The sequence below is a fragment of the Acinetobacter faecalis genome (assembly GCF_034187745.1).
Classification (GTDB): domain Bacteria; phylum Pseudomonadota; class Gammaproteobacteria; order Pseudomonadales; family Moraxellaceae; genus Acinetobacter; species Acinetobacter faecalis.
The window spans coordinates 25,506-50,941 of the sequence record NZ_JAXHPF010000012.1; the positions used below are offsets into that span (position 1 = coordinate 25,506).

Annotated in this window: 24 protein-coding genes; 10 read left to right on the plus strand and 14 right to left on the minus strand. The window is 35.7% G+C overall.

Features of this window, described 5'->3' with window-relative positions; all coding sequences use genetic code 11:
• Positions 1–19 precede the first annotated feature (19 nt).
• A complete protein-coding gene (locus tag SKM54_RS11665) occupies positions 20–223 on the minus strand; it encodes a hypothetical protein (RefSeq protein ID WP_171501329.1) in 204 nt (67 codons plus the stop codon).
• Positions 224–601: 378 nt separating this feature from the next.
• Here SKM54_RS11665 and SKM54_RS11670 point away from each other — a divergent pair, with 378 nt between their 5' ends.
• Positions 602–874, plus strand: coding sequence for a hypothetical protein (locus SKM54_RS11670; protein ID WP_154773344.1), 273 nt, complete (start codon positions 602–604; stop codon positions 872–874).
• A gap of 11 nt (positions 875–885) precedes the next feature.
• Here the strand turns inward: SKM54_RS11670 and gloB are convergent, their stop codons facing one another.
• The 3 genes from gloB to SKM54_RS11685 form a co-directional block, all read right to left on the minus strand.
• Positions 886–1,617, minus strand: coding sequence for a hydroxyacylglutathione hydrolase (gene gloB / locus SKM54_RS11675; RefSeq protein ID WP_154773345.1), 732 nt, complete (start codon positions 1,615–1,617; stop codon positions 886–888).
• 111 nt (positions 1,618–1,728) lie between these two features.
• Positions 1,729–2,787, minus strand: coding sequence for an asparaginase (locus SKM54_RS11680; protein WP_154773346.1), 1,059 nt, complete (start codon positions 2,785–2,787; stop codon positions 1,729–1,731).
• 193 nt (positions 2,788–2,980) lie between these two features.
• Complete coding sequence (locus SKM54_RS11685; RefSeq protein ID WP_154773347.1) at positions 2,981–4,411, minus strand: pyridoxal phosphate-dependent aminotransferase; 1,431 nt, start codon at positions 4,409–4,411, stop codon at positions 2,981–2,983.
• A gap of 226 nt (positions 4,412–4,637) precedes the next feature.
• On the opposite strand from SKM54_RS11685, the gene msrB reads away from it, so the two are divergent.
• The 3 genes from msrB to SKM54_RS11700 are packed head-to-tail and all read left to right on the plus strand — an operon-like array spanning position 4,638 to position 6,032.
• Positions 4,638–5,057, plus strand: a complete 420-nt coding sequence (gene msrB / locus SKM54_RS11690; RefSeq protein WP_248102729.1) for a peptide-methionine (R)-S-oxide reductase MsrB — start codon at positions 4,638–4,640, stop codon at positions 5,055–5,057.
• Positions 5,054–5,533, plus strand: coding sequence for a glutathione peroxidase (locus SKM54_RS11695; protein WP_321095410.1), 480 nt, complete (start codon positions 5,054–5,056; stop codon positions 5,531–5,533). Before msrB ends, SKM54_RS11695 begins: the two co-directional genes overlap by 4 nt.
• 52 nt (positions 5,534–5,585) lie before the next feature.
• Entirely contained in the window at positions 5,586–6,032 is a 447-nt protein-coding gene (locus SKM54_RS11700; RefSeq protein ID WP_321090232.1) for an energy transducer TonB, read from the plus strand.
• Positions 6,033–6,065: 33 nt separating this feature from the next.
• Here the strand turns inward: SKM54_RS11700 and dapC are convergent, their stop codons facing one another.
• From dapC to SKM54_RS11725, 5 genes are all read right to left on the minus strand, one after another.
• Positions 6,066–7,235, minus strand: a complete 1,170-nt coding sequence (gene dapC, locus SKM54_RS11705; protein WP_321095411.1) for a succinyldiaminopimelate transaminase — start codon at positions 7,233–7,235, stop codon at positions 6,066–6,068.
• Between the two features lie 19 nt (positions 7,236–7,254).
• Positions 7,255–9,921 carry a [protein-PII] uridylyltransferase gene (gene glnD / locus SKM54_RS11710; protein WP_154773352.1) on the minus strand — a complete coding sequence of 889 codons (2,667 nt, stop codon included), beginning with the start codon at positions 9,919–9,921 and terminating at the stop codon, positions 7,255–7,257.
• A 28-nt stretch (positions 9,922–9,949) separates the two neighbouring features.
• On the minus strand, positions 9,950–11,164 hold the full coding sequence (gene purT / locus SKM54_RS11715) for a formate-dependent phosphoribosylglycinamide formyltransferase (RefSeq protein ID WP_321095412.1): 1,215 nt from the start codon (positions 11,162–11,164) through the stop codon (positions 9,950–9,952).
• A 156-nt stretch (positions 11,165–11,320) separates the two neighbouring features.
• The gene (gene ygaH, locus SKM54_RS11720; protein ID WP_154773354.1) at positions 11,321–11,668 is read right to left on the minus strand and encodes an L-valine transporter subunit YgaH; all 348 of its coding nucleotides are present in this window, start codon (positions 11,666–11,668) and stop codon (positions 11,321–11,323) included.
• Positions 11,658–12,395 (minus strand): AzlC family ABC transporter permease, encoded by a 738-nt coding sequence (locus SKM54_RS11725; protein WP_171501332.1) that lies wholly within the window; start codon positions 12,393–12,395, stop codon positions 11,658–11,660. The genes ygaH and SKM54_RS11725 overlap by 11 nt, the downstream gene beginning before the upstream one ends.
• A gap of 123 nt (positions 12,396–12,518) precedes the next feature.
• On the opposite strand from SKM54_RS11725, the gene SKM54_RS11730 reads away from it, so the two are divergent.
• Entirely contained in the window at positions 12,519–12,998 is a 480-nt protein-coding gene (locus tag SKM54_RS11730) for a hypothetical protein (protein ID WP_321088126.1), read from the plus strand.
• Between the two features lie 66 nt (positions 12,999–13,064).
• Here SKM54_RS11730 and SKM54_RS11735 read toward each other — a convergent pair whose 3' ends face one another.
• Positions 13,065–13,763: a Crp/Fnr family transcriptional regulator gene (locus tag SKM54_RS11735; RefSeq protein WP_321088127.1), complete on the minus strand. Its 699-nt coding sequence runs from the start codon at positions 13,761–13,763 to the stop codon at positions 13,065–13,067.
• Between the two features lie 100 nt (positions 13,764–13,863).
• Here SKM54_RS11735 and SKM54_RS11740 point away from each other — a divergent pair, with 100 nt between their 5' ends.
• The gene (locus SKM54_RS11740; protein ID WP_321095413.1) at positions 13,864–14,406 is read left to right on the plus strand and encodes an Mpo1 family 2-hydroxy fatty acid dioxygenase; all 543 of its coding nucleotides are present in this window, start codon (positions 13,864–13,866) and stop codon (positions 14,404–14,406) included.
• Positions 14,407–14,589: 183 nt separating this feature from the next.
• Here SKM54_RS11740 and SKM54_RS11745 read toward each other — a convergent pair whose 3' ends face one another.
• Complete coding sequence (locus SKM54_RS11745) at positions 14,590–15,213, minus strand: superoxide dismutase (protein ID WP_321095414.1); 624 nt, start codon at positions 15,211–15,213, stop codon at positions 14,590–14,592.
• A gap of 185 nt (positions 15,214–15,398) precedes the next feature.
• Positions 15,399–16,490: a redox-regulated ATPase YchF gene (ychF, locus tag SKM54_RS11750; RefSeq protein ID WP_154773359.1), complete on the minus strand. Its 1,092-nt coding sequence runs from the start codon at positions 16,488–16,490 to the stop codon at positions 15,399–15,401.
• Between the two features lie 305 nt (positions 16,491–16,795).
• Between ychF and SKM54_RS11755 the strand changes: the two genes are divergently transcribed.
• Positions 16,796–17,560, plus strand: a complete 765-nt coding sequence (locus tag SKM54_RS11755) for a glutathione S-transferase family protein (protein ID WP_321095415.1) — start codon at positions 16,796–16,798, stop codon at positions 17,558–17,560.
• A 211-nt stretch (positions 17,561–17,771) separates the two neighbouring features.
• On the plus strand, positions 17,772–18,242 hold the full coding sequence (locus tag SKM54_RS11760) for an Lrp/AsnC family transcriptional regulator (RefSeq protein ID WP_152873408.1): 471 nt from the start codon (positions 17,772–17,774) through the stop codon (positions 18,240–18,242).
• 420 nt (positions 18,243–18,662) lie between these two features.
• Here SKM54_RS11760 and SKM54_RS11765 read toward each other — a convergent pair whose 3' ends face one another.
• Positions 18,663–19,412: a YebC/PmpR family DNA-binding transcriptional regulator gene (locus tag SKM54_RS11765; RefSeq protein ID WP_154773362.1), complete on the minus strand. Its 750-nt coding sequence runs from the start codon at positions 19,410–19,412 to the stop codon at positions 18,663–18,665.
• Positions 19,413–19,643: 231 nt separating this feature from the next.
• Positions 19,644–20,204: a 1-acyl-sn-glycerol-3-phosphate acyltransferase gene (locus SKM54_RS11770; protein ID WP_154773364.1), complete on the minus strand. Its 561-nt coding sequence runs from the start codon at positions 20,202–20,204 to the stop codon at positions 19,644–19,646.
• Between the two features lie 1,406 nt (positions 20,205–21,610).
• Between SKM54_RS11770 and SKM54_RS11775 the strand changes: the two genes are divergently transcribed.
• Positions 21,611–23,332, plus strand: a complete 1,722-nt coding sequence (locus SKM54_RS11775) for a ShlB/FhaC/HecB family hemolysin secretion/activation protein (RefSeq protein WP_321095416.1) — start codon at positions 21,611–21,613, stop codon at positions 23,330–23,332.
• Positions 23,333–23,414: 82 nt separating this feature from the next.
• On the plus strand, positions 23,415–25,436 hold a 2,022-nt coding region (locus SKM54_RS11780; RefSeq protein ID WP_321095417.1), incomplete at its 3' end, for a two-partner secretion domain-containing protein.

A 25,436-nucleotide genomic window follows, 5' to 3' on the forward strand; every position in this document is an offset into this window, starting at 1 on the left:
TAAGGACTTAAGTTTTACACTAAGCTTTTAAGTGGTCTTCAAACTCCTCACCTAATTGAACTGCAAGGGCATTACCTGCAAGTTCACAAGTCACTAAACCATATTCTTTTTTAAAGCTAAATGTAAAACCACGGTTATCTGTTAAGTTTTTTACTGAATAGCCTAACTTTTCTAACCAAATACGAAATGCAATTAAATTTTTTGCCTTAACAACTTTTTTCACGAGAAAGCTCCTTGTTTATCCCTAAATATAATAATAGGGATAGTTCGAATTTTTTAAAGGATAAAATTAAATAATTTTTAAATATGTAGATTTTTCTTTATATCTAAACCGAAAAATGAAGGATATTTTCTACATATTGAAAAATAAAACATGGAATAAATTATTGAAATTTAATATGAATAATAAATATATTAATTATTTAAGTTGGGGGTATAAAAGTTACTTTGTGTAAAGTGGAAATATTTTGTAAACATTCAATGTGGGGCGTTAGTATTGAAGAATAGTTGGTTGGAATATAAACATAAGAAAGTTGAACTTATGTAAAACAATGAAATTTCTATTAATATTCAACTCAATTTTAGACTTAGATATTTCCCCATGACTGAACAAACAATAGAAGCATACGTAACTCAAACTATTGAAGAAATGCAAAAACAAGGTCAAGTTCCTGTGGCTGTATTTATTGGTCATGAAGACTGGTTAGTATTTTCTGAGCAATCTAAAGTGTCGTATACGCCATTTGGTAGTGCAAGACGTTATCAGCCTGCTTTAGGTGGATTATTGTTGGTGCGTGTTGATGAGATGAATTGTGTGCGTGTCGTTACACAAGCAGAACTTGATGCATTTGCAGCAACACATCAAATTCTATAATTGTTTTTACGTTAGAAATTATCTTTTAACTCACGTAATTTTTGAAACTCGCTGACTGAATTAGCTCTTAAAAAAGGATTTGTTTTAAGTTCTAGTTCAATGGTGCTTGGTAACGTACATTTGTTCAACAGTCTTAAATCTTCAATTTCTTGTGCACGTTGACTTATTTCTAGGTTGTTGGGTTCTACGTGTAACGCAAATTTAGCATTGGAGAGTGTGTATTCGTGTGTGCAATAGACTTTGGTATGTGGAGGTAATGCAGAAAGTCGATTAAGTGAATGATACATTTGCTCAAATGTACCTTCAAATACGCGTCCACAACCCATCGCAAATAAAGTATCACCACAAAATAAGCTATCAATTGCATCTGCAAAAAAGACAATGTGTCCGAGTGTATGACCAGGAACAGCAATAATATCTATTTTCAAGTCGTGAAATTTAAAATGATTTTCATGTGAAAGTGGGTGAGTGATAAAAGGAATTTTACTGAGTTCATCACGCGGGCCATAAACAGGAATGTTTCTAACTGCTAATAATGCAGGAACACCGCCTATATGGTCTTTATGCCAATGTGTTAGCCATATTTGAGAGAGTGTTAATTGATGTTCTGTGCAAAAGCTTTCTACAAGCTTGGCATCAGTAGGATCAACACAAATGATTTCTTGTGACGGTGTGTGTTCAATTAACCATATATAGTTCTGAAGCTGATTTTTAACATCAATAAAATGAACTTTATAGGTCATATGCACTCACCAGAATTGAGAAATATCTTCGCATTAATAGTACCTTTTTAAAGATGGTATGTGTATTAAAAAAATGCGCCATAAAAGGCGCATTTTTATTGAATGCTTAAATTAATATTCCCAAAACATGCGTTGAATTTCTTTTGCATCTTTGGTTTTTGTTAAAGCCAAGGCTGCTAGAATTTTTGCTTTCTGTGGATTTAAGTCATGTGCAACAACCCAACCGTATTTATCATCTGGTTGTTCTGCATTACGTAACACAAAACCATGCGGGACACGTGATGAGCGGATAATTTGTACGCCATCTGCTTGTAATTGATTAAGTGTAGGTACGATGTATTTCGCTACAGAGCCATTACCTGTACCTGCATGAATAATCGCTTTTGCACCTGCTTTTTGATAAGCAAGATAAGCATCTGGCAACATATTTGTTGATCCATAAACTATTTGTACAAGTGGTAGGGCATCGCCTTTAATATTTTCAATATTAAATTCTGAGGCATTATTGAAGCGTTTTGCGACATTACGGAACCAATATGGTTTGCCTTCAACAAGTGTACCTAAAGCACCCCATTGGCTTGTAAATGCATTTGTATGAATGTTAATAGATTTGGTCACATCACGTGCTGCAAAAATACCATCATTCATTAGAATCATTACGCCTTTACCTTTTGCACTATCTGAAGCTGCAAGTGCAACAGCACTATATAAGTTCAGCGGGCCATCTGCTGAAAGCGCTGAAGGTGGGCGCATAGATGCGACAAGCACAATTGGTTTATCTGTTTTAATAACGAGGCTGAGGAAAAAGGCAGTTTCTTCTACAGTGTCTGTACCATGTGTAATGACAACGCCATTCACAGATGGCTTTTTCACTAAGTCATTTACTTGGCGTGCAATGCTTAAAAGTTCTTTGTCTGTAATGCTTTCAGAGGCAATCTGGAGGGCTTGAACACCTGTTACATTGGCTAAATTCTGAATTTGCGGAACAGCATTTAATAAATCATCAACAGGAACTTTGGCAGCTGTATAGGTTGCACTATTGGTTGAACTTGCACCAGCACCTGCAATGGTACCGCCCGTTGCAACAACGACAACATTGTTTTTTGCAAAAGATGAAATTGGAATAAGTAAGCTTAAAGAAAGTGCTAAGGTGGTAAAAGTTTTTTTCATTACATTTCCTTGTTTGTTGTCATTTGTAAAACATCCTGAGCAATTAACTTAACGAAAGAAATCTATTCAGGATATAGTCAAATCTAAATATCAAATTAATAATCATCATTTGAAATGATGAATATTGATATCAAAGGCAATGCAATAAAAAAGCCAAGTGCGAACACTTGGCTTAATCTTTTTTAAATGATGATTAACGCATTTTTGATAAGAAACGACCTAAGCGCGTAATTGCTTCACGTAATTCATTTTCGGCAGGTAAGAACACAACACGGAAATGATCTGGAGTTGGCCAGTTGAAACCTGTACCTTGAACAAGCAGAACTTTTTCAGCTTTCAATAAATCAAGCATAAGTTGTTCGTCATCTTGAATAGGGTAAACATTTGGATCAAGTTTAGGGAAGCAATACATTGCGCCTTCAGGCTTCACACAAGACACGCCTGGAATTTCGTTTAGCATTTCCCATGCAATATTGCGTTGTTCGTATAAACGACCGCCAGGACGAATTAAGTCATTAATGGATTGGTAGCCACCCAACGCTGTTTGAATTGCGTATTGCGCTTGATGGTTTGCACATAAGCGCATAGATGCCAACATATCTAGACCTTCAATGTAGTCTAAAGCACGTGATCTATCGCCTGTAATTGCCATCCAACCAGAGCGGTAGCCTGCAATACGATATGCTTTTGATAGACCATTAAAAGAGACACAAAGTTGATCGCCTGCAAGTGCTGCAACTGAAACGTGTTCAATTCCATCGTAAATAATTTTGTCGTAAATTTCATCTGCGAACAAAATAAGGTCGTGTTTTTTAGCAAGTGCAACAATTTGCTCTAAAACGTGGCGTGGATATACAGAACCTGTTGGGTTGTTTGGGTTAATAATCACAATACCGCGTGTGCTTGGTGTGATTTTACTTTCCATATCTACAATATCAGGATACCAGTGATTTTCTTCATCACATTTATAATGAATTGCTGTACCACCAGATAAGTTGACTGCGGCTGTCCAAAGTGGATAGTCAGGCATAGGAACAAGCATTTCATCGCCATCGTCCAATAAACCTTGCATTGCCATTACAATTAATTCAGAGACACCATTGCCAATATAAACGTCGTTGACATGCATATTTAAAATGCCTTTTTGTTGGTAGTACTGACAAATGGCTTTGCGCGCAGGGAAAATACCTTTTGAATCGGTATAGCCAACTGCATTTGGTAGGTTTAATGCAACATCGTTAATAATTTCTTGCGGTGCTTCAAAACCAAAAGGAGCAGGGTTGCCAATATTTAATTTAATAATTTTGTGACCTGCTTCTTCCATCTCATTGGCCGCTCGTAACACAGGTCCGCGAATGTCGTAGCATACGTGCTCGAGTTTAGATGATTTTTTAATTTCGCGACGGGTTTGTAATGTGTTAGACATTTTGATGTTCTCGGAATGAGTGGTAGTCACTTTTGCATAACGGTATAAATAGCTTTTAAATGTCTCTGTGCTCACTAAATCAAGATGGTGTTCATCTTTCAGTAGGGTCACTATTTTTTCATGCGTAAATCCTGCTTGTTGATATTGTTTGATCACAGGCAATAGATTTTTAAACAGAACGCTTTTCTTTTGAGACATTTTTGTATCCTATACAAGAATGTGATCAAGATTAACACTAATTTTGCTTACAAAAAAGTGATTGTTACTAAATTTGCTTACTTTATTTGGGTTATTTGCTTACTTTTTGCTTTTTAGGATTTTATATCTTTTGTAAAATGTTGAATAAAGACTAGAAATTTAAAGATGAATCACGTAAATATAGGTTTATCCTATTTAAAATAGTTTGTTGGAAAGGTACGTAATCATGGGAAAACTCAATAAAACAGACAGAGAATGGCAAAGAGAGTTATCACCTGAGGAATTTCGTATAACACGTCAAAAAGGCACGGAAGCACCTTTTACGGGTAAATATTGGAATACTAAGCAAGAAGGGACTTATTATTGCCGTTGTTGTGGTGAAGCATTATTTGCTTCAGAAACTAAATTTGATAGTGGTTGTGGTTGGCCTAGCTTTTATAAGCCAATTACGACTTCTGTAATTGAAGAACAAGAAGATACGTCACATGGCATGCTAAGAACAGAAATTCTTTGTCATCATTGTGATGCGCATTTAGGGCATGTTTTTCCAGATGGACCAGAGCCGACAGGACTACGCTATTGCGTAAATTCGGCATCATTAGAATTAAAAACACAAGAAAAAAATGATGAGGATACTTATCCATGACAAATGTTTATCAATTCGATGCTGAGTTGTTAAATGGTCAAAATAAATCTTTTGCTGACTATGAAGGCAAGGTTTTATTGATTGTTAACACAGCAAGTAAATGTGGTTTTACGCCACAATTTTCGGGGCTAGAAAAGCTTTACCAAAAATATAAAGATCATGGATTTCTAATTTTAGGATTTCCTTGTAATCAATTTGGTGGGCAAGACCCTGGTTCTAATGAAGAAATTGAAAGTTTTTGCCAAAAAAACTATGGCGTAACATTTCCGATGTTTGCCAAAGTAGATGTAAAAGGTGCAGAAGCACATGTGCTATTTCGCTATTTAACCAATAATAGCAAAGGTGTTTTAGGTAATGGAATTAAGTGGAATTTCACCAAATTTCTCATTGGAAAAGATGGCACTGTGCTAGATCGATTTGCTCCAACGACAAAACCTGAAGCGTTGGAAGAGGAAATTGAAAAAGCGTTGAAATAGATGATTCAATAAGGCAATCGAAAGATTGCCTTAAATTATTGGTGGTTGAATAATGCAAAATATTTCTCGTGTATTTCTAATTATAAGTTTGGGAGGATTCATTTCTTTTTCATCTGTTTATGCTGAAGACAAGTACGAGCAACTTTTAAAAGCATTAGAAACGCCACAAGCTCAATATGAAGTTCCCAAAGATGATTATAAAATTGATCCTAAATTATATAAAAACGAGTATGAGGTAGATTGGGCATCCCATCCTCAATTTAAGATTACAGCACAAGAATTTAAAGCGTATAAATCGTCAATAAAAGTAAAAATGACGGTGATTGCAAGTACTGGCTATATTGCAGATGCTGTTGTGCTAAAAAGTTCAGGCTCTCAAGTTATAGATAAAAAAGTACTCGATGCTGTAAAACTGGCTCGTTTAAGTAAAATTCCACATGTTGATAAAACCGTTACTTATCAGTTGATACATGATTTTGAAATTAAAAAACCACTGTAAGAACAGTGGTTTTTTAATGCGTATTATTTCGGCTTAAAGAATCGCTTTAAGACGTTTTACGACTTCTTCGCATTGAGCAATATCTGCAACCAATGCAAGACGTACATGATTTTCACCTGGATTTCCTTGCTCTGTATCACGAGATAAATAACGACCAGGTAAAACTTTAATATGCGCTTTTTCCATTAATAATTTAGCAAAAGTTTCATCATTATCTACTTTTAACCAATAGTAGAAACCTGCATCTGGTTTTAGTAATGGAAGTAAATGGCCTAACTCATTTTGGAATAATTCAAATTTCGCACGGTAAAGTTTACGGTTTTCTTCTACGTGTGCTTCATCATCCCAAGCAGCAATAGAAGCAAGTTGATGTTGTACAGGCATTGCAGCACCGTGATAAGTACGATATTGCAAATATGGTTTAAGTAGGTTTGTATCACCTGCAACAAAACCTGAACGCATACCCGGTAAGTTTGAGCGCTTAGAAAGTGAATGGAAAACCACGCAATTTTTGTAGTCATCACGTCCTATTTCAGCACAAACTTCAAGTAATCCAACAGGTGCTTCGTCAAACCAAAGTTCTGAATAACATTCGTCAGATGCAATGACAAAGTTATATTTATCTGAAAGTGCAATTAGCTTTTTCAACTGTTCTTTTGAAAGAACAGTACCTGTCGGATTTCCCGGTGTGCATACAAAAAGAAGCGCTGTTTTTTCCCAAACTTCGACAGGAACGGCATCAAAATCGCCTAAATAATTATTTTCTTCTGTGCAATTGATGAAGTAAGGCTTTGCGCCTGCAAGTAATGTTGCACCTTCATAAATTTGATAAAACGGATTAGGCATAACCACATAAGGTGCATCTTCACGTTTTACTAAAGCTTGAACAAAAGAAAAAATAGCTTCACGAGTTCCAGAAACAGGGAGTACGTGAGTTTCTGCGCTAATGCTATTGAGTTTAAAACGACGTGTTAACCATTGTGCAATACTTTCACGTAATTCAGGTAAGCCTTTGCTATTTGGATAGGTAGAAAGGTGGTGGAAATTATCAATGATTGCTTGTTTTACAAATTCTGGTGCAGGGTGTTTTGGTTCACCAATAGACAGAGGAATTAACGGTAAATCGGCAGTTTTTACATCCTGAAAAAGTTTATTTAATTTTTCAAATGGATAAGGGTGTAATAAAGACAAACTAGAGTTCATGGAGCGAATACCGATTAAATTAATGTTGTATACAAACTTGATGAGAAGCTTCGTCTAGTGCTGCTTTAAGTTGTGCAGCAAAAGTTTGAGATTCTTCATCTGTCATTGGGATGCTATCTTTTTTGGTCACATAGAAAATATCTTCCGCACGTTCACCAAGGGTCGCAATTTTTGCAGAATGAATATCTAAGCCTTGCATCATAAATAGACCACCAACTTTAGCGAGTAAACCTGGATGATCGAGTGTCGCAATTTCAACCATGTTCTGGTTAAGCGCTTCATTGAAAGTAATTTCGACTTTATTTTCAATGTCAAAGTGACGTAATTGGCGTGGAATTCGACGTTGCATTAAACCAGGGTATTTATCTGACTGGCTAAGTGCTTTAACCAATGCCTCTACCACTGTTTCTTCACGCTCAGGGTCTGTAAGTAATGTGCCAAAGCGGTCAAGCACTACATAAGTATCTAAGCTGAATGCTGTACTTGCTGTAATAATACGGGCATCTTGAACATCCAAATTCATGCGGTCTAAAATTGCCACCGTTGTTGCAAAAAGATTGGGTTGATCTTGCGTGTAAATAAAGATTTGCACAGCATCTTGTGCATATTTACGGTGCGCACGCATTAATACAAGTGGTGATGCGTTATCGCCATGTTGTAAAATTGCACGTGTATGCCATGCAATTTCATCGGCAGATTCTTTTAGGAAATATTCATCGCCCAATTCTTGCCAAACTTTTTCAACATCAAACAATGAAAAGTCATTGACTAATAATTCACTTGCTTCAAATTTGGTGTCTTCAATAAGCATTTGATAATCGACAGGGCGACCTAAACCTGAGCGAATAACATCACGTGCGTGAGTATAAAGTTGACGCATGAGCGAGGCACGCCATGTGTTCCAAAGCGTAGGATTTGTTGCGTTAATATCGGCAACAGTGAGCACATATAAATAATCTAAGTGCTCCATATCTCCCATTTTTTCAGCGAAAAGTTTTACGATGTCAGGGTCGGAAATATCACGCTTTTGTGCTGTAACAGACATGCCTAAATGGTTTTTCACCAACCAAGCCACTAAATTACATTCACGTTCTGTTAAGCCATGTGCTCGGCAGAATGAAATGGCATCGGATGCACCAAGTTCACTATGGTCACCACCTCGACCTTTTGCAATGTCGTGGAAAATGGCGGCAAGATAAACAATGTCACGTCTTGCAAGGCGTTGGAAAACAGAGCTTACAACAGGAAAGTCTTTTGTAAATTCAGGATCTTTAAAACGATTTAAGTTACGTAATAATAATAATGTGTGCGCATCTACCGTATAAATATGGAACAGGTCATATTGCATAAGTCCCATAATTTGCCCAAATGCAGGAATATAATTACCTAAAACGCCGTAACGTTTCATTGCATTCATTGTTTCGTATAAACGATCTGGAGATCGGATAATTGACATAAACAATGCTTGGTGTGCAGGATTATCTCGGAAATTTTGATCGATATATTTAGATGAAAGCGTAAGTAATCTTAACGTTCGTGCTCGAATTCCTTCAATATTTGGTCGATTTGCCAATAAATAGAAAATTTCTAAAATTGCACTTGGGTTTTCAGAGAAAACTTTATGATGCTGAACTGCTAATTTGCCATCTACAATTTTGAAGTTTTCGTTAATTTCTTCAATTTTGCGTTCGTAATCTGGCAAGCGAGGAGTAATAACAGATTCGTTAAAATAAGCTAAAAGTATTTCATTGAGCGTTGTAACTTGCTGCGCTGTTCTGTAGTAGCGTTTCATGAATTGTTCAATAGGATAATTTGCCGATTGATCTTCTGCACGCTCATAGCCAAATATTGCTGCAATATCACGTTGATAATCAAACAATAAACGGTTTTCATCTCGTTTGGTCATTAGGTGTAAATAATGACGGATTTCCCAAAGGAAACATTCAGCTTCTTCTAAAACACTGAGTTCAAATTCTGAAATAAAACCTAAATGCACCAAGTCGTAAATACGATTTACACGGAAATGGCGTTTTGCAATCCAACCAATTTGGTTAATATCACGAATACCGCCAGGGGCATTTTTAATATCGGGTTCTAAATTGCTTTCTGTATGGTTATGTTGAGCATAGCGTTTTGCTTGCTCTTCCATTTTGGCATCAAAAAAGGTTTTATCTGTCCAAGACTGCGAAACAATGCGTCGTGGCCATTTTGCTAATTGTGCATTTCCTGTAATGAGGCGTGCTTCAATAAGCGCAGTTGCAACGGTTAAGTCATTTGTTGCTTGAGTTACGCAATCTTGAATGGTACGAACGCTAATAGCTGGTTTAAAATTTCCGACATCCCATAAAGATGAAATAAACGTCGAAATAAGTTGTTCTTGTTCTGTTGAAATTTCTTGTTCAGATAGAATCATGATGTCGACATCTGAATACGGCAACATTTCACGACGTCCATAACCACCTACAGCAAATAAGCCTAAGTTAGTGGTTTGAAGTTCGGCATGTTGCCATAAAAATTTCAGTGCTTCATCAATTAAGTTAGAACGCGCAAGAATAACCTCGCGGATAGACTGTCCTTGATCAAAATACGCTTGAAGCTGATTTTCCACGTCTGAACGCCATTGATTAATCGCTTTAATATCGTGGTTGCTTTTAACGTAATTTTCTAAAGGTAAAGTATTGATCATGAACAGTATCCTTTGTTGTATCTCTAACTTAATTTTTGTTTACAGTGACTAAACTTGCTGTGGTTTTTGCAAGTTCACGTGCTTGATCTGTAGATTCTGCACGAGCTGTTGCAACACCCATACGACGACGTTTAAAGCCTTCTGGTTTGCCAAATAATCTTAAGTCTGTATTAGGATTTGATAAAGCAAGATTTAAGCCAGAAAAAGACAAATTGTGGTCATCAACACCTGCATAAATTACAGAACTTGCTGCGGCACTATGTCGAGCAGTATTTACAGGTAAACCTAAAATGGCACGAGCATGTAATTCAAATTCGCTTTGGAATTGTGAAGCAAGCGTAACTAAGCCTGTATCATGCGGGCGAGGAGATACTTCACTAAACCATACTTTTTCTGCTTTTACAAACAGCTCAACGCCAAAAATCCCGCATCCACCAAGGGCTGCAGTCACTTTATGTGCAATGCGTTTTGCTTCTTCTAAAGCGGCAGGCGTCATGGCTTGAGGCTGCCAGCTTTCTACATAATCGCCTGAATCTTGAAGATGTCCAATTGGGTCGCAGAAAGAAGTCTCAATTGCACCTGTTTCTGGGTTTTTAGAGCGTACTGTTAATAAAGTAATTTCAAAATCGAAATCAATTTGTGATTCAACAATAACCGTACCTTGATTCACTCGACCGCCTGTTTGCGCATATTCCCAAGCAGCATCGACTTCACTAAAGCTTTTTACGCGAGATTGTCCTTTACCCGAAGATGACATTACAGGCTTAACAAAATTTGGATAACCAATGTCATCACATGCAGCACGGAAAGATTCTAATGTATTGGCAAAACGGTAAGCTGAGGTAGGTAAGCCAAGTTCTTCTGCCGCAAGGCGACGAATTCCTTCACGGTTCATTGTGAGGTTTACAGCTTTTGCTGAAGGAATGACTGTTGCAATATTTTGTTCTTCTACTTCAATAAGAACTTCCGTCGCAATTGCTTCAATTTCAGGAATAATTAAATGGGGTTTTACTTGATTGATGAGTTTTTTTAATTCTTCGGCATCTGCCATATTAATTGTATAAGCATGATGTGCGACTTGCATTGCAGGTGCATTGTCATAGCGGTCTGCTGCATGTACTTCTACGCCTAATCGTTGTAGTGAAATCACCACTTCTTTACCCAGTTCACCCGAACCTAAAAGTAAAACTTTAACAGCAGAAGATTGAAGTGGGGTACCAATAGTCACGCTCATGTAAATCATCCATGCTTGATTTTATGGACTTTTAGCATAGCAGAACTAGAACAAGTATTAAGCGCGGATTCACATAAAATAATGATATTGTCTAACAATTTTTTTTATAAGTTTATTAAACAATATCATCTTTAAAATATATGATTTTTTTTAATTCAGAAGCATTTAAAAAGGCATTGGATAATAAGTATAAACCAAGCCATATGCTAAGGCAGCCGTTAGCGTTGCGGGTACAATTTGCTTAAATTTGAAATATAAGCCTGTAAGTACGGTAAAGCCCACAAGCATTGCAAAGCTTTTGTTTGGGGTTTCTAATAGTGGTGGCAATGTTGCAACCACAAGCATTGAGCTAATAGCAGCAATACCAATACTACCTAAGGCAATTTTAATCCAAAGTGAACCACGTTTTTGTGAGCCTTCTTGGCGTTTTTGAATAACGTAAAATGGTCCAAAACGAGAAATAAAGTTCGCAATACCAACAAGAATACCAACAAGAATAATCTCAAGACTCATGATGATCTCCTACAAGTGCTGCATCGGGTTGCTTTAAAATATAATGCTTAAATAAACCAGCTAAAATACCAGATGTAATACCAATAAAAATTGCTGCTGAAAGGTCGATGAAATAACACGAAATTGCAGAAACAATAATGGTGATAGCAACCACAAATGTATGTTTACGTTCAAAAGCTGCCAATAAGAAACTAAGGAATAGTGCAGGTAGTAAGAAATCTAAAGCGGCTTGTAAAAATTGCGGTAAGTTACTGACTTGATCTGCAAATAAACCACCTAAAAAAGAACCTAAAGCCCAAGACATCCAACTAAATAAACTTAAACCCAACATCCAAGATTCAGACCATTCTTGACGACGCTGTGACAGTTTAATCATACCTGAAGCAAAAACTTCATCTGTTAAACCCCAAGACCAAATGGCAGTTTTCTTTAAATTGAGTTTATCTTGAATTAAGTTTTGTAAGGCTGGGCCATATAAAAGATGGCGAATATCTAAGGCAATAACGGTCAGGGCAGTCATCCAAATAGATGTTCCGCTTCCTAAAAGTGCGACAACTAAAAACTGACTTGCACCTGCATACATCGAGCACGACAGAAATAGTGCTTCCCACGCGGTAAAACCAAATTGCGTAGCAGAAACACCAAATGCAAATGAAACAGGAAGATAGGTAAAAATAATGGCTTGGCTATCTTTAGCACCTTGCCAAAATCCTGCGGGTTTTAAAATTGTTGTTTTTCCCAAAGACACAGTACACCTTACAAAGTATTAAACAAATAAATAAATGTAGATTGAGTATTCTAGCCGAATTTACTAGCATAGTGCCTGATTGTTTTAGGTAGCATGCATAAAATGTTGAAGTTTAATGTTCGTTCTTTATTAATAGTTTCTTTGTTGAGCAGTGGGTTCTTATTACAGGCGTGTGGCAATAATGAATCGAAAGATCAAACAGTTGAAATTAAGGCTGCACCTAAGTTAACCAATGATGCAACCACTTATGCACATGCTGCGTGGGAATTTATAAATCAAGTTGATCCACTTATTTATGCAAATAAGGTTGATCAATTAGAAGAACAAGTACGTAAACCTGCACGTAAATTAAGTACAGATTGGCGCATTAATGTAAAAATGACAGATTCTGTGACTGAAGGTAAATATGCTTTATGTCGTAAAGCATTAACCAGTTTAGAGATTTGGGCACGTGAAACGATTGATCAATCAAATGATGTTGCTCAGAAAAAAGCAGATTATGAACGTGATAAAGCGCAGTGTAAGGGTGCAATTGATAATCCTGAACTAGGTAATACAGACCCGAAAAAAATTGGTGTTTAATTTCTGAGTAAATTAATAAAAAGCAGAACATAAGGTTCTGCTTTTTTATTGGCTCTAAATCTGCTTCTATTCATTTAGGTTGAAAGCAATATTTTGAAGTTTTTGGTAATCAATCACTTCTATTTTCTTAAATGAAACTTGAATAATGCCTTCTTTTTCTAAGTTGTGTAACTCTTGATTAATGGTTTGTCTGGAGCATACAAGCATTTGTGCAAGTTGTTCTTGAGATAAATGAATGATGTTATTTTCAATATGTAGTAAATTTCCATATCCACCAAGAATGGTGATTAAGCGCTGCGCAAGTCGTTGATAAATCGTTTGCGTTTGAATAGAAATGAGTTCTAAAAATGCGAAACGTAATTTCTGAGTTGTAAGTTTTGCAATATAAAACCAAAACTGTGAATGTTGTTCTAAAAGCTGAATTAAATCTTGTGCATGAATATGTAAAATAATTGCACTTCTTACTGCAATAGCATCATGTGAACGAGGTTGTTGATCGACCAATGAAATTTCGCCAAACCACATAATAGGTTCAACTATGGCTGCAACGGCTTCTTTTCCCTGAATATTAATATAGCCTAAGCTAACTGTTCCTTCTAAAACAGCATAAATACCATTAAATGTATCGCCTGAAAGAAAAATGTTTTGATCTTTTTTAATATGTAAAAGTTGAGCTTTATCTAAAATAAAGTTTTGAAAAATAGAGGGAAGTTCAGAAAACCATACGTTGTTTTCTAATTGTTTTACATAGAGTGCATCTAACATAAAACGTCCTTTTTCTTATAATTTTAAATGTCGGGTAACCGACAACTTGCTTGTTTATTATCTTATATATTGTAAGAAGAATATAAGCAAGGAGATTGCTATGACTAAATTAGAAAAATTATTAAGCCAATATGCAGCTTATCATTTAGATCGTAAAAACGTATTGACGCATTTTATTGGCATCCCACTTATTGTGTTTGCAATTATTTGTTTAACTGCAAAAGCAGGATTTGTTGTGGCAGGTTTTCCAGTTACATTGGCATTACTATTGATAGTTGTTAGCGTGATTTATTACTTAAGTTTGGATGTGATATTTGGTGTGGTGATGGCTGCAATTTTCGCAATTGCGTACCCATATGCATTAATTATTACAGAAATGTCTATGATGCATTGGCTTACATTTAGCATTGCAACTTTTGTAATAGGGTGGGTTTTTCAGTTCATTGGTCATTTTTATGAAAAGAAAAAACCCGCATTTATGGATGATATTGTAGGTTTAGCAGTAGGGCCATTGTTCGTATTGGCTGAATTGGTTTTCTTAATTGGTTTAAGAAAACCACTTGAAGAAAGAATGTTAGCAGAGGCTAAAAGGTTGCGTTCAGAGATGGATCAAAAATCTATCAAAGTTGTAAATGCAGATTAATATTCTGTATTTATAAATACATTTTATAGAAATAAAAGCTCCGAAATTGGAGCTTTTATTTTGAATATGAAAGATGTTGCAAGATGTCTTAAATAGATTTTAAAAGTAGAAAACATCCAAATAATAAAATGAATATTCCTATATAAAATCGAATGACTTTTAAGGGCGGCATAAGCGTATTTGTCATTGTTGATTTGATTGCATTGCTGCTAAATAGCGAAGGTTCACTTCTTGCCAATTCACAACGTTATAAAAAGCTGCAATATATTCAGGTCTGCGGTTTTGATATTGCAAGTAATAGGCATGTTCCCAAACGTCTAAGCCTAAAATAGGAGTATTGCCATACATGAGAGGCGAGTCTTGATTGGCACTGCTTTCTACAATTAGTTTCTTTTCAGGTGTTACGCTTAGCCAAGCCCAACCACTGCCAAAGCGGCTGATTGCAGCTTTTGTAAAAGCATCTTTAAAATTTTCAAAGCCACCAAGTTCTTGTTTAATTGCAAGTGACACTTGTCCAAAAGGATGACCACCACCATCTGGGCTCATAACTGTCCAAAATAAAGAGTGGTTGGCATGACCACCCGCATTATTAATAACAGTATTTTTTAACTCAGCAGGAACTTCATTTACTTTTGAAACCAACTCTTCAACAGAAAGCTTTTCCCACTCAGTGCCTTCAATTGCTGCATTTATATTATTGATATAAGTTTGATGATGTTTTGTGTGATGAATTTCCATTGTCTTAGTATCTAAATTTGGTTCAAGTGCGTTATATGCGTAAGGCAAAGCGGGTAGAGAATAAGCCATGGATTCATCCTATTTATAGTTTGGTATTTTAGTTGGAATGAGTTTAGGATAATCTTATTGCTGTGTAAACACTAATGATAATTATTATTATTTGGGATTTATTTTTATTTGGGTGTTTTGGTATAGGTAATAAGTTTCAGAGAACAAAAAGCCCCGAATAATCGGGGCTTTTTGTTCAATATACTTTATACATTGAAACGGAAGTGTAAAACGTCACCATCTTGAACGATGTAAGTTTTACCTTCTAAACGCCATTTACCAGCTTCTTTCGCGCCAGCTTCACCGTTGTACTGAACGAAATCATCGTAAGCAATACATTCAGCACGAATAAAGCCTTTTTCGAAATCTGTGTGAATTACACCAGCTGCTTGAGGTGCTGTAGCACCTACTTTAACAGTCCAGGCGCGAACTTCTTGTACGCCTGCTGTGAAGTAAGTTTGCAGACCTAAAAGTGAATAACCCGCACGAATAACTACGTTAAGACCAGGTTCTTCCATGCCCATTGCTTCTAAAAATTCAGCACGATCTTCATCTTCAAGTAGAGAAATTTCTGCTTCAATTTGGTTGCAAAGTGGAACAACAATCGCATTTTCTTCAGCAGCTAATTTTTTAACAGCTTCTAAATGAGGGTTGTTTTCGAAACCATCTTCAGCAACGTTAGCAATGTACATTGTTGGTTTCAAAGTCATTAAACCAAAACCACGTACAAGTTTACGTTCGTCATCATCAAGGTCAGCTGCACGAGCAGGTTTGCCTTCATCTAATAATGGAAGAATTTTGTCTAAAACGGCTTTGGTTGCAACAGCTTCTTTGTCGCCACTTTTTGCAGATTTAGCTAAACGAGTGACTGCTTTAGTTACTGTTTCTAAGTCTGCAAGTGCAAGTTCAGTGTTAATAGTTGCAATATCATCTAATGGATCAATTTTACCATTTACGTGAATTACGTTTTCGTCTTCAAAACAACGAACTACGTGTGCAATTGCATCTGTTTCACGAATGTTAGCAAGGAATTGGTTACCCAAGCCTTCGCCTTTAGATGCACCAGCAACTAAACCTGCGATATCCACAAATTCCATTGTTGTTGGAAGTACACGTTGTGGATTTACAATTGCAGAAAGTTTGTCTAAACGTGGATCTGGAACAGGAACGATACCTGTGTTTGGTTCAATAGTACAGAATGGGAAGTTTTCTGCAGCAATAGCAGCTTTAGTCAATGCATTGAAAAGAGTAGATTTACCAACGTTCGGCAAGCCGACAATACCGCAATTAAAACCCATGAAATGACTCACAAAGTGTTATATAAAAATTGTGAATGATTTTACATGAAAGCCATGACAAAGTCAGGTCATGGCTAGTCGCTTTTTTGCAAAGTGTGATGAATAAAGACTTTTATATTTTCCGTTTATCTAAAAGCAAGAAAATGATTTACCTTTAAATGAGTTCATATTTTTAATTTATATAAATTGAGGTTTGATGAAGTGGTAATCGCCAATACAAATTATTTGGACATTGTATTTTATCAAGGCTATGTCTAAAGTAGTGAACATAAGAACAAGTTGTATTTTATGATTACGGAGAATTTATGCGAACTTTGTACCAGTTTCCTTTATCACATTTTTGTGAAAAAGCACGTTGGATGCTTGATCATAAAGAACTGGAATATGTGGCGCATAATTTAGTCCCAATTGTGCATCGTGCATTTGCAAAATTAAAAACAGGGCAATATAAACTGCCTATTTTGCATGATCAGGAACGATGGATTGCAGACAGTACAGAAATTGCTTTGTATTTAGATGAGATATACCCAGAAAGAACGTTATTACGTGCAGAAAAATTACAACGAACTGAAGCTTTAGAAATTAATGATTTAGCAAATGAGTTGGGTCGTCATGTTCGCCGTTGGACAATGGCGCATGCATTATCCAAAGATGAAGAATCTTTGGATCTTTTAATTGGTGAAAAAGGCTATTTACGTCAATTTGAAAAATATTCAAAACCCATTATGAAAAGCTTAGTTTCCAAAGGTTTAAAGTTAGATGAAGCAGAAATACAAGCTTCAAAACTTAAAATGGATGATTTGGTAAATACCTTAAATCAAAAACTAATTGATCAACAAGGGCGCTATTTTGTCGGAGATCGTTTAGGTTTAGCCGATATTGCAGTTTGTTCAATGCTTGCACCAATTTTAGAAATTGAAGCGACGCCTTGGGAAAAAGAATATGGTGAAATATCATCTGAAGAGTTTAGGGAATTTAAAGCAACTTTAACCGATATGCCCTTGGGGCAATATGTGCTTCGAATTTATCAAACTGAACGTAACGCTCGTGTAGATTGGCGAGGTGTTTAAAATTTTTAAAGTCTTCAAAGCTTCATAATTCATTCTTAGAATAATTCCGTATTTTTGAAAAAAGGTACGGATTTTTTTATAAATATAGTTTAATGGTTAAAAAAAATACGCTGAATAGTAATTTAAATGAAAAGTTTTTCAATTAACTGTGTTATACCTAATGTCAATCTTATCGAATTGTGCAAAACATAAAAAATAACAGGAGGATATGATGGAATTAGATCGTTACGATAAGCATATATTGGAAATTTTAACCAATGAAGATGTCAATCTAAATGAACTGTCTGAGCGTATTAATCTATCTGTCAGCTCGGTACATAGACGTATTAAAAATTTAATAGATACTAAAGTTATTTCAGGTTTAAAACGTGATATTAACTACCAAAAATTAGGTTTTAGTTTACATGTTTTACTACAAGTTTCGCTCAGTAAACATGACACAGATACTTTTGCAAAATTCTTAGAAGAACTTGAAAGTATTCCTGAAGTAATTAATGCCTTTTTAGTGACGGGGCAATCGGCAGATTTTATTGTCGAAGTGATTGCAAAAGACATGGAAAATTATAGTGAAGTGTTGCTGCGTAGAATTGGAAAAATAGAACACGTTGTTGCGCTACATTCGAGCTTTGTGATTAAAGAATATAACGTATTTAATTGTAGTGGATTACTCAGTGGAGTTTAGCTTTGGCTAAATTTCATTGTTAAATTCAGGTAACATCTAATAGATGAAATTCTTTATTAGATTTTTCTGTATAGGTATTTTAATTGCCTTCTTGTGGATAGGGCTAGATGCTTTTTATGTCCACTTTAAAGTGCCGTATATATATTCAAAATATTTAGATTTACTTTGGTATGCGTTGACGTATTTATTATGGCTGTGGGGAAGTTTAGTATTATTTAAACAGCATATAACAATCAAAAAATATGGATTTAGACTATTCACTGCTTTTATTCTTTGGGCGATTACTTTGCCAATTTATTTGGTTATCACATTGAGTTTTCATGTTGCTATGGGATGGCCACTATAAAATATTGAAAGTATTATTACATTTTAAAAAGCATAAAAAACGCACCTTAAGGTGCGTTTTTTTACTGGAAGAGTTTATGCATCTAATTCTGCAAGAACTTCATCAGAGAATTCAACGTTTGTATAAACGTTTTGAACATCATCAAGATCTTCAAACATATCAATCATTTTTAAGATTTTTTTCGCTTGTTCGATATCTGTGATTTCAGCTTTTGTAGAAGGGCTCATTACCACTTCTGCATTGTCTGATTTAAGACCCGCAGCAGATAAAGCATCTTGTACATCACCAAACGCTTCAGGTGTTGTAATGACTAAGATTTGATCTTCATCAACTTCAATGTCTTCTGCGCCAGCTTCTAATGCAACTTCCATGATTTGATCTTCCAAAGAAACATCTTCAAAAGTAATCTCGCCACGTTTTGTGAATAAGAATGCAACAGAACCGTTAGTACCTAAGTTACCATCAGTTTTAGAGAAGCAGTGACGAACATCTGGAACAGTACGGTTTAGGTTGTCTGTCATTGTTTCAACAATAACTGCGACACCACCAACACCGTAACCTTCGTAAGTTACTTCTTTTAAATCGTCGTTGTCATCGCCACCAGCACCGCGTTGAATAGCACGGTTAATGACATCACGTGTCATATTTACAGACAATGCTTTTTCCACAACAGCACGTAGACGAGGGTTACTTCCTGCATCTGGGCCGCCGAGTTTTGCAGCAGTTGTTAATTCACGGATGTATTTGGTAAAAAGTTTACCTCGGCTAGCATCTTGTTTTGCTTTACGATGCTTAATATTGGCCCACTTGGAATGACCCGCCATGCGAAATGCTCCTTGTAGATTGGCTGTATGCCGATCGAATTGTGCAAATTCTACCATAAGCCGTTTTTTCGGATAAAGAGTTTAAAATCAAGATTTGTTCAGTTTGGTTAAACTTTTTTTTGAAATATGTGCCTTTGTAACAAAATAGAAAATATCAAAGGTTATTTTTAGATTTAAAGCATTTAAAAATACAAAATTAAAAAGGGATATAAACGTTATATCCCTTATTTATTATTTAGCTTCTGGAATAACGATATCTAAACCGACGTTATCTTTATAAAGCTGTTTTAGTAGCGCCAAATCGTGATTGATTTCTGTGGGATAAATTTTTCCTAAAATACCGCCACGTTTATTTTTAGAATCTGCATACATTAAAACAATTGGAACATTTGCAGCTTTTGCAATATGCCAAAAACCTGTGCGAATAGGACGACGTTCTTCACCATTTTTCGCACGTGTTGCTTCAGGTGCAATGACTAAGTTGAACTTATCATTTTTTTCAAAAAGCTCAACCATTTGAGACACGATATCTTTACTAGATTTACGGTCTACAGGAATACCACCAACAGCATCTAAAAGTGGCTTAAAAGGCCCTTTGAATAATTCTTTTTTTATTAGAGTGTGAATTTTCAAATCGTAAATTTGGAATAGTGCAATAGAAAGTACAGCATCCATCATAGACGTATGTTCAAAGCCGACAATAACTTGTTTATCTTCAAGTACATTTTCTTCAACTTTGTATGTCCAACCTGATACTTTGAAAGCAGCATCACCAATAAATTTTTTAAGCATAATAGGGAAATAACACATAAATTTAACATGCCTAATTTCTACTTATTATTAAAAACAGTCAACATTAAATTTATAAAAGGTGCTTAGATTGATTTAAAAATAAGGGTTAAGGAAAGGTTGGAATGTGATTTTTTATGAAGAAAATTATAATTAAGATAATTAAAATATTGTTTGATAAGAAATAAATATTAAAAAATATTGGTTTAATACTATCCAAAATTAGAAATAGTTATTAGACTTTCGTCGCAAATTAAAACTCTTGGTTATTTATCTTAAATTAGACTTTGGAGTCGCAGATGACATATTTTTCACTATTTATTATGGTAATGTTTTCTATAGTGGTGCTATGGTCTGTTGTTGAATTTACTCTACAGCGTAAGAAAGAAGAATTTTTAGATTCTAAAGAGATTTAATTCTATTAGGCTTCTTTGTTTTTTAACATATTGATGTTACTCGTGATTTTTTCTCTGTAAATGGATTTTTCACTTATTCAATTTTTTTAATAATTATATTTCGAAAATAGGTGTTTAAAAAAAATACAAATCATTTAAATTCATAGCTTTATTATTGTTCTATTAATATTCACTTGTTTTCTAAATTACTTGTATTTTACTTGGTTAGTATTCTTGGCGATTGAACTTATTGTATCAATAAACTCAATATATAGGGCCTATAGCTCAGTTGGTTAGAGCAGCGGACTCATAATTCTAAAAGCACATAAAAGAATAACAATACATCGCAATATTTCACTTTTAATCACAACACAAGCCGCATTTAAGATATTGAAATTGCAACATTTGACAATATTTTGCAATCATTGGTAATTTACCATCATATTTCTGTAGCCTACTATGCGCCTACTTAAAAATAGATTTATTCATTTATTCTAATACAGAAGTTTAATGTTGTTTGATGATCAAATTTTTCTTTCGCCTTTCATGACGTATGATCAAATAATTTGTTTTGAAAAAATTTAAATCCATGAAAATACTAGAACTTATAATCTTTAGCGGGAAAGAAATGGGTCATCGATGTATGTTGGTTTAAGCTCAGATGGAATGCATAAAATTATTAGAAAATAACCTCAGCATTAGAAATTTTAATAGTCAAGTCAATGATATTTAGTCGCATTCTAGTTGTCTTAGGCAAATTTACAGACTTAGATCGATGTTATATCTAATTTACTATTTAAAATTTTTAGCTTGGGCAGGTTCTATAAAAAATATGTAATAAAGTATGTAAATTACAAAAAAAGATAAGATAAAAAACAACTAATTATTAATTTTATTAAATAAATTATTTAATAAATGTTGAATAATTAAGTGAAATTTGATATTTTTTTGCACAAAATCTAACCATAAATTAACATTATGTTTACTAAAAAATTACTGTGCAAAAGTATTCTTTTGGCTTTGGGGAGCAGTGCTATTTCTGCAAATATTCATGCAGAAAGATTTGATCCTGCTGTAGATGGGCTTATACAAAATCAACAGCGCCAAGCAGAATTAGAAAAAATTATTCAACCTTCAGCTGATGTGAATTTAGATGCTGCACGTCAAAAAGAAAACTTGAAACTTCATGAAATAAAAGAAGAAAACTGTTTCGATATTAATGAAGTAAAACTTAATGGAGAAATGAGTGAAAAGTTTAGCAAATACTTAACGCAAGCTTTAAAAGAACTCGAATTTAAGTCAGGCATGTGTATGGGTGAGCAAGCCATTAATTTGCTGATGACCAAAACACAAAACATTATTATTGGTCGTGGCTATACCACAACACGTATATTGGCAGCCCCACAAAACTTAAGTACAGGTACTTTAGAACTTACGGTTATTCCTGGTTTAGTTCGAGAAATCAAACTTGATTTAAGCGATGAAGCGAATACCCGAGCAGGGCGAATTCAATATGCGAAGAACATCTTCCCAATTAAAAATGGCGATGTACTGAATCTACGAGACTTAGAACAAGGCTTAGAAAACTTAAAACGTGTACCAACGGCAGAGGCTGACATTCAAATTGTCCCTGCGGATGCACCGAATCAAAGTGATGTCATCGTTAAGTGGAAACAAAGAAAAATACCCATTCGTGTGACTTTAAGTGCGGACGATGCAGGTAGCCGTCAAACAGGCAAATACCAAGGTAACATTACTGTTTCTTTAGACAATCCATTATTTCGAAGTGACCTTTTCTATATTACGGTTGGGCGTAACTTAGCAGATCAACAAGAAATCACGGATAAAAATGGTACGACGGTAAAAAGTGGTACCAATAACTATGCACTGCATTATTCAGTTCCTTATAAAAACTGGCTCATTAGTGCCAATGCTAGCCAATACAATTACGACCAAGCCGTTGCAGGTGCGAATAACGTCTATAACTACAACGGTGAAAGTAAAACACAAGATTTAGGTGTAACACGCTTGTTATACCGAGATGCGAAAAGAAAAACTTCAGCAAGCTTTAAAGGTTGGCATCGAGAATCAAAAAGCTTTATTGACGATGCAGAGATGACGATTCAAAGACGCGATGTTTCAGGTTGGCAATTCAATATAGATCATCGTGAATATATCAAATCATCGGTACTCGATTTGAGTTTGGGTTATAAGCGTGGCACTGGTGCTTTTAGTGCTTTACGTGCTCCAGAAGAACTCTTCGATGAAGGGACTTCGCGCATGAAGATTTGGACATTAGATGCCAGTTTAAATGTGCCATTTCAATTTGAAAAACAAAACTATAACTACTCAAGTTCAATCAGAGCGCAGTACAACGACACACCATTAACCATGCAAGATCGTATGTCAATTGGTGGACGTTATACGGTACGTGGCTTTGATGGGAACATGACCTTAGCTGCTGACCGTGGTTATTACTGGCGTAATGATTTAGCCATGTCAATTTTGCCAGCACACCAATTTTACATGGCCTTAGATGCAGGACATGTCGATGGACAGTCTGCCGATCAGCTTTTGGGTAAAACCTTAGTGGGTGGTGCAATGGGCTTTCGAGGTCAAGTGAAGATGGGTGGCACATTTTACTATGACGTGTTTGCAGGTAAGCCGATTAAGAAGCCAGATTACTTCCAAAATTACGACATGAACTATGGTTTTAGTGTGAATTACTCATTTTGATTGAAAGAAAATCAAAAACATAACTTAAAAAGTAATTCAAAAATTTAGAAATTTAAAAGATTAAAGAATGGGTATTTGAACAATGAATAAGAACTTTTATAAAACGATTTTTAGTAAAACACGTGGTGAAATGATTGTTGTTGCAGAGAATGTATCTGCAGAAGGACAAACGAGTAATCAACGCACCACGCAGTTAGAGATAGACACCGAATCTACAGCTGAAAAAAGTTTAGGCTTAAAAGTTCTCTCATTCTCCATCATGCTTATGACCGGTGTTGCAAGCATTGGTATTACTACAGATTTAGCACAAGCCAATGTCGTTGCAGATCCAAATGCAGCTGGAAATCAAAGACCGACAATCATCAATAGTGCCAATGGTACAACTCAAGTAAATATTCAAACGCCAAGCCAAGCAGGCGTTTCAATGAACCACTACCAACAATTTGATGTGAATAAAAATGGGGTGATTCTTAATAACAGTCGTCAAAACACACAGACCCAACTTGCAGGACATATTCAAGGCAACCCTTGGCTTGCAGGCGGTGAAGCCAAAGTAATTGTGAATCAGGTTAACTCAAGCAATGCCAGTCACCTCAATGGCTATATTGAAGTGGGTGGACGTAAAGCCGATGTGATTATTGCCAACCCAGTTGGGATTAATGTAGATGGTGGTGGATTTATTAACGCAGGTGGTGTGACCTTAACTACAGCGAATCCACTATTGAATAATGGTGCAGTTACAGGCTTTCAAGTTCGAGATGGTTTAATCAACATTACAGGACAAGGCTTAGATACCAGTACAGCAGACTACACACGATTACTTAGCCATGCTGCACAAATTAATGCAGGGATATGGGCAAAAGACTTGCAAATAGTCACAGGTCAAAATGACATTGATGCAGAAAATAATATTAAACATGCTGGTACAACAAGTGGCAGTACAACACCCAAATTTGCCATAGATACAGGCAGCTTAGGGGGAATGTACGCAGGCAAAATCAGTCTGATTAGTACAGACAAAGGTGTGGGTATTAATAATGCAGGGCAAATCTTTGCATCTGCTGGCAGTATTAAAATAAGTGCTGATGGGCAACTACAAAACAGTGCTCAGATTGTTGCTGAACAAAAAACAAGTTCTACTCCAGCTCAACTCGAACTTCAAGTTAAAGACTTGAATAATACAGGTGAGCTATTGAGTTTAGGTGATCAGCGCATTCAAGCTGAAAAAATTAACAACACAGGTTTGATCAATAGCCAAGGCTTAACTCGTATTGATGCAAGTCAAAGTATTCAAAACATAGGAACAGGTCAAATCTACGGTGATCATATTGCGCTACAAACAGCTTATTTATTGAATGCAGAACAACAAACAAACGAAGGCATGAAAGCGGGGACGATTGCAGCACGACAACGCTTAGATTTGGCTGGTGGAAAAATTGAAAATAGAGAGCAGGCCTTAATTGCCAGTGAGGGAACACTTGTAGTTGGGGGACAACTAAATGACCAACATCAGGCGGAAGGTTCGGCAACTGCATTAGATAATGCTAGTGCACGAATACAGTCTGTGGGTGACATGTATTTGGGTGTCGATACATTGACCAATAGAAATTTGCATTTCAGTTCAAGTGTTAAAGAGATTCCTGGAACACGTAAAGATATTACAGCCTATCAAGGTGATGGTAGTTCAGAGATTTTAGATTCATCACACGTGACGGGTTGGGGGGCTCAACAAAGAGTATATTTAGATGGTCGAGAATTTGAAGACTATACTCGTTATATTTATAACCAACATGAGACTAAGCATTACGTGGATTCGAGTGCACCTGCTGAAATTATATCAGGTGGTGAGCTTACGATTAAAGGCGACAGCCTAACCAATGACAAGAGTCAGATCTTAGCGGCTAAAGGCATCAATATTGAACAAAATGAAGTGAATAATATTGATGCAGAGGGTGAGCATCGTGTGATTAAAACGGGGACATCACAGTATCATTATGTTGGCTGGAATACATTAGGGACGAGTAAGCGTAGTAAATGGAATAGTATTAAGGCCTACAATCCTGCTGACGTTGTGACTCCTATTAAACTTGATGTGGTGAAGTAC

Coding starts and splice junctions, on each gene's coding strand:
- SKM54_RS11765 (WP_154773362.1), bottom strand. CDS start 19,412: ATGGCGGGTCATTCCAAGTGGGCCAATATTAAGCATCGTAAAGCAAAA.
- SKM54_RS11680 (WP_154773346.1), bottom strand. CDS start 2,787: ATGAAAAAAACTTTTACCACCTTAGCACTTTCTTTAAGCTTACTTATT.
- SKM54_RS11700 (WP_321090232.1), top strand. CDS start 5,586: ATGCAAAATATTTCTCGTGTATTTCTAATTATAAGTTTGGGAGGATTC.
- SKM54_RS11670 (WP_154773344.1), top strand. CDS start 602: ATGACTGAACAAACAATAGAAGCATACGTAACTCAAACTATTGAAGAA.
- SKM54_RS11730 (WP_321088126.1), top strand. CDS start 12,519: ATGTTGAAGTTTAATGTTCGTTCTTTATTAATAGTTTCTTTGTTGAGC.
- ygaH (WP_154773354.1), bottom strand. CDS start 11,668: ATGAGTCTTGAGATTATTCTTGTTGGTATTCTTGTTGGTATTGCGAAC.
- SKM54_RS11740 (WP_321095413.1), top strand. CDS start 13,864: ATGACTAAATTAGAAAAATTATTAAGCCAATATGCAGCTTATCATTTA.
- glnD (WP_154773352.1), bottom strand. CDS start 9,921: ATGATCAATACTTTACCTTTAGAAAATTACGTTAAAAGCAACCACGAT.
- purT (WP_321095412.1), bottom strand. CDS start 11,164: ATGATTTACATGAGCGTGACTATTGGTACCCCACTTCAATCTTCTGCT.
- SKM54_RS11685 (WP_154773347.1), bottom strand. CDS start 4,411: ATGTCTCAAAAGAAAAGCGTTCTGTTTAAAAATCTATTGCCTGTGATC.
- dapC (WP_321095411.1), bottom strand. CDS start 7,235: ATGAACTCTAGTTTGTCTTTATTACACCCTTATCCATTTGAAAAATTA.
- SKM54_RS11770 (WP_154773364.1), bottom strand. CDS start 20,204: ATGCTTAAAAAATTTATTGGTGATGCTGCTTTCAAAGTATCAGGTTGG.
- SKM54_RS11755 (WP_321095415.1), top strand. CDS start 16,796: ATGCGAACTTTGTACCAGTTTCCTTTATCACATTTTTGTGAAAAAGCA.
- ychF (WP_154773359.1), bottom strand. CDS start 16,490: ATGGGTTTTAATTGCGGTATTGTCGGCTTGCCGAACGTTGGTAAATCT.
- SKM54_RS11745 (WP_321095414.1), bottom strand. CDS start 15,213: ATGGCTTATTCTCTACCCGCTTTGCCTTACGCATATAACGCACTTGAA.
- SKM54_RS11760 (WP_152873408.1), top strand. CDS start 17,772: ATGGAATTAGATCGTTACGATAAGCATATATTGGAAATTTTAACCAAT.
- SKM54_RS11695 (WP_321095410.1), top strand. CDS start 5,054: ATGACAAATGTTTATCAATTCGATGCTGAGTTGTTAAATGGTCAAAAT.
- gloB (WP_154773345.1), bottom strand. CDS start 1,617: ATGACCTATAAAGTTCATTTTATTGATGTTAAAAATCAGCTTCAGAAC.
- msrB (WP_248102729.1), top strand. CDS start 4,638: ATGGGAAAACTCAATAAAACAGACAGAGAATGGCAAAGAGAGTTATCA.
- SKM54_RS11735 (WP_321088127.1), bottom strand. CDS start 13,763: ATGTTAGATGCACTCTATGTAAAACAATTAGAAAACAACGTATGGTTT.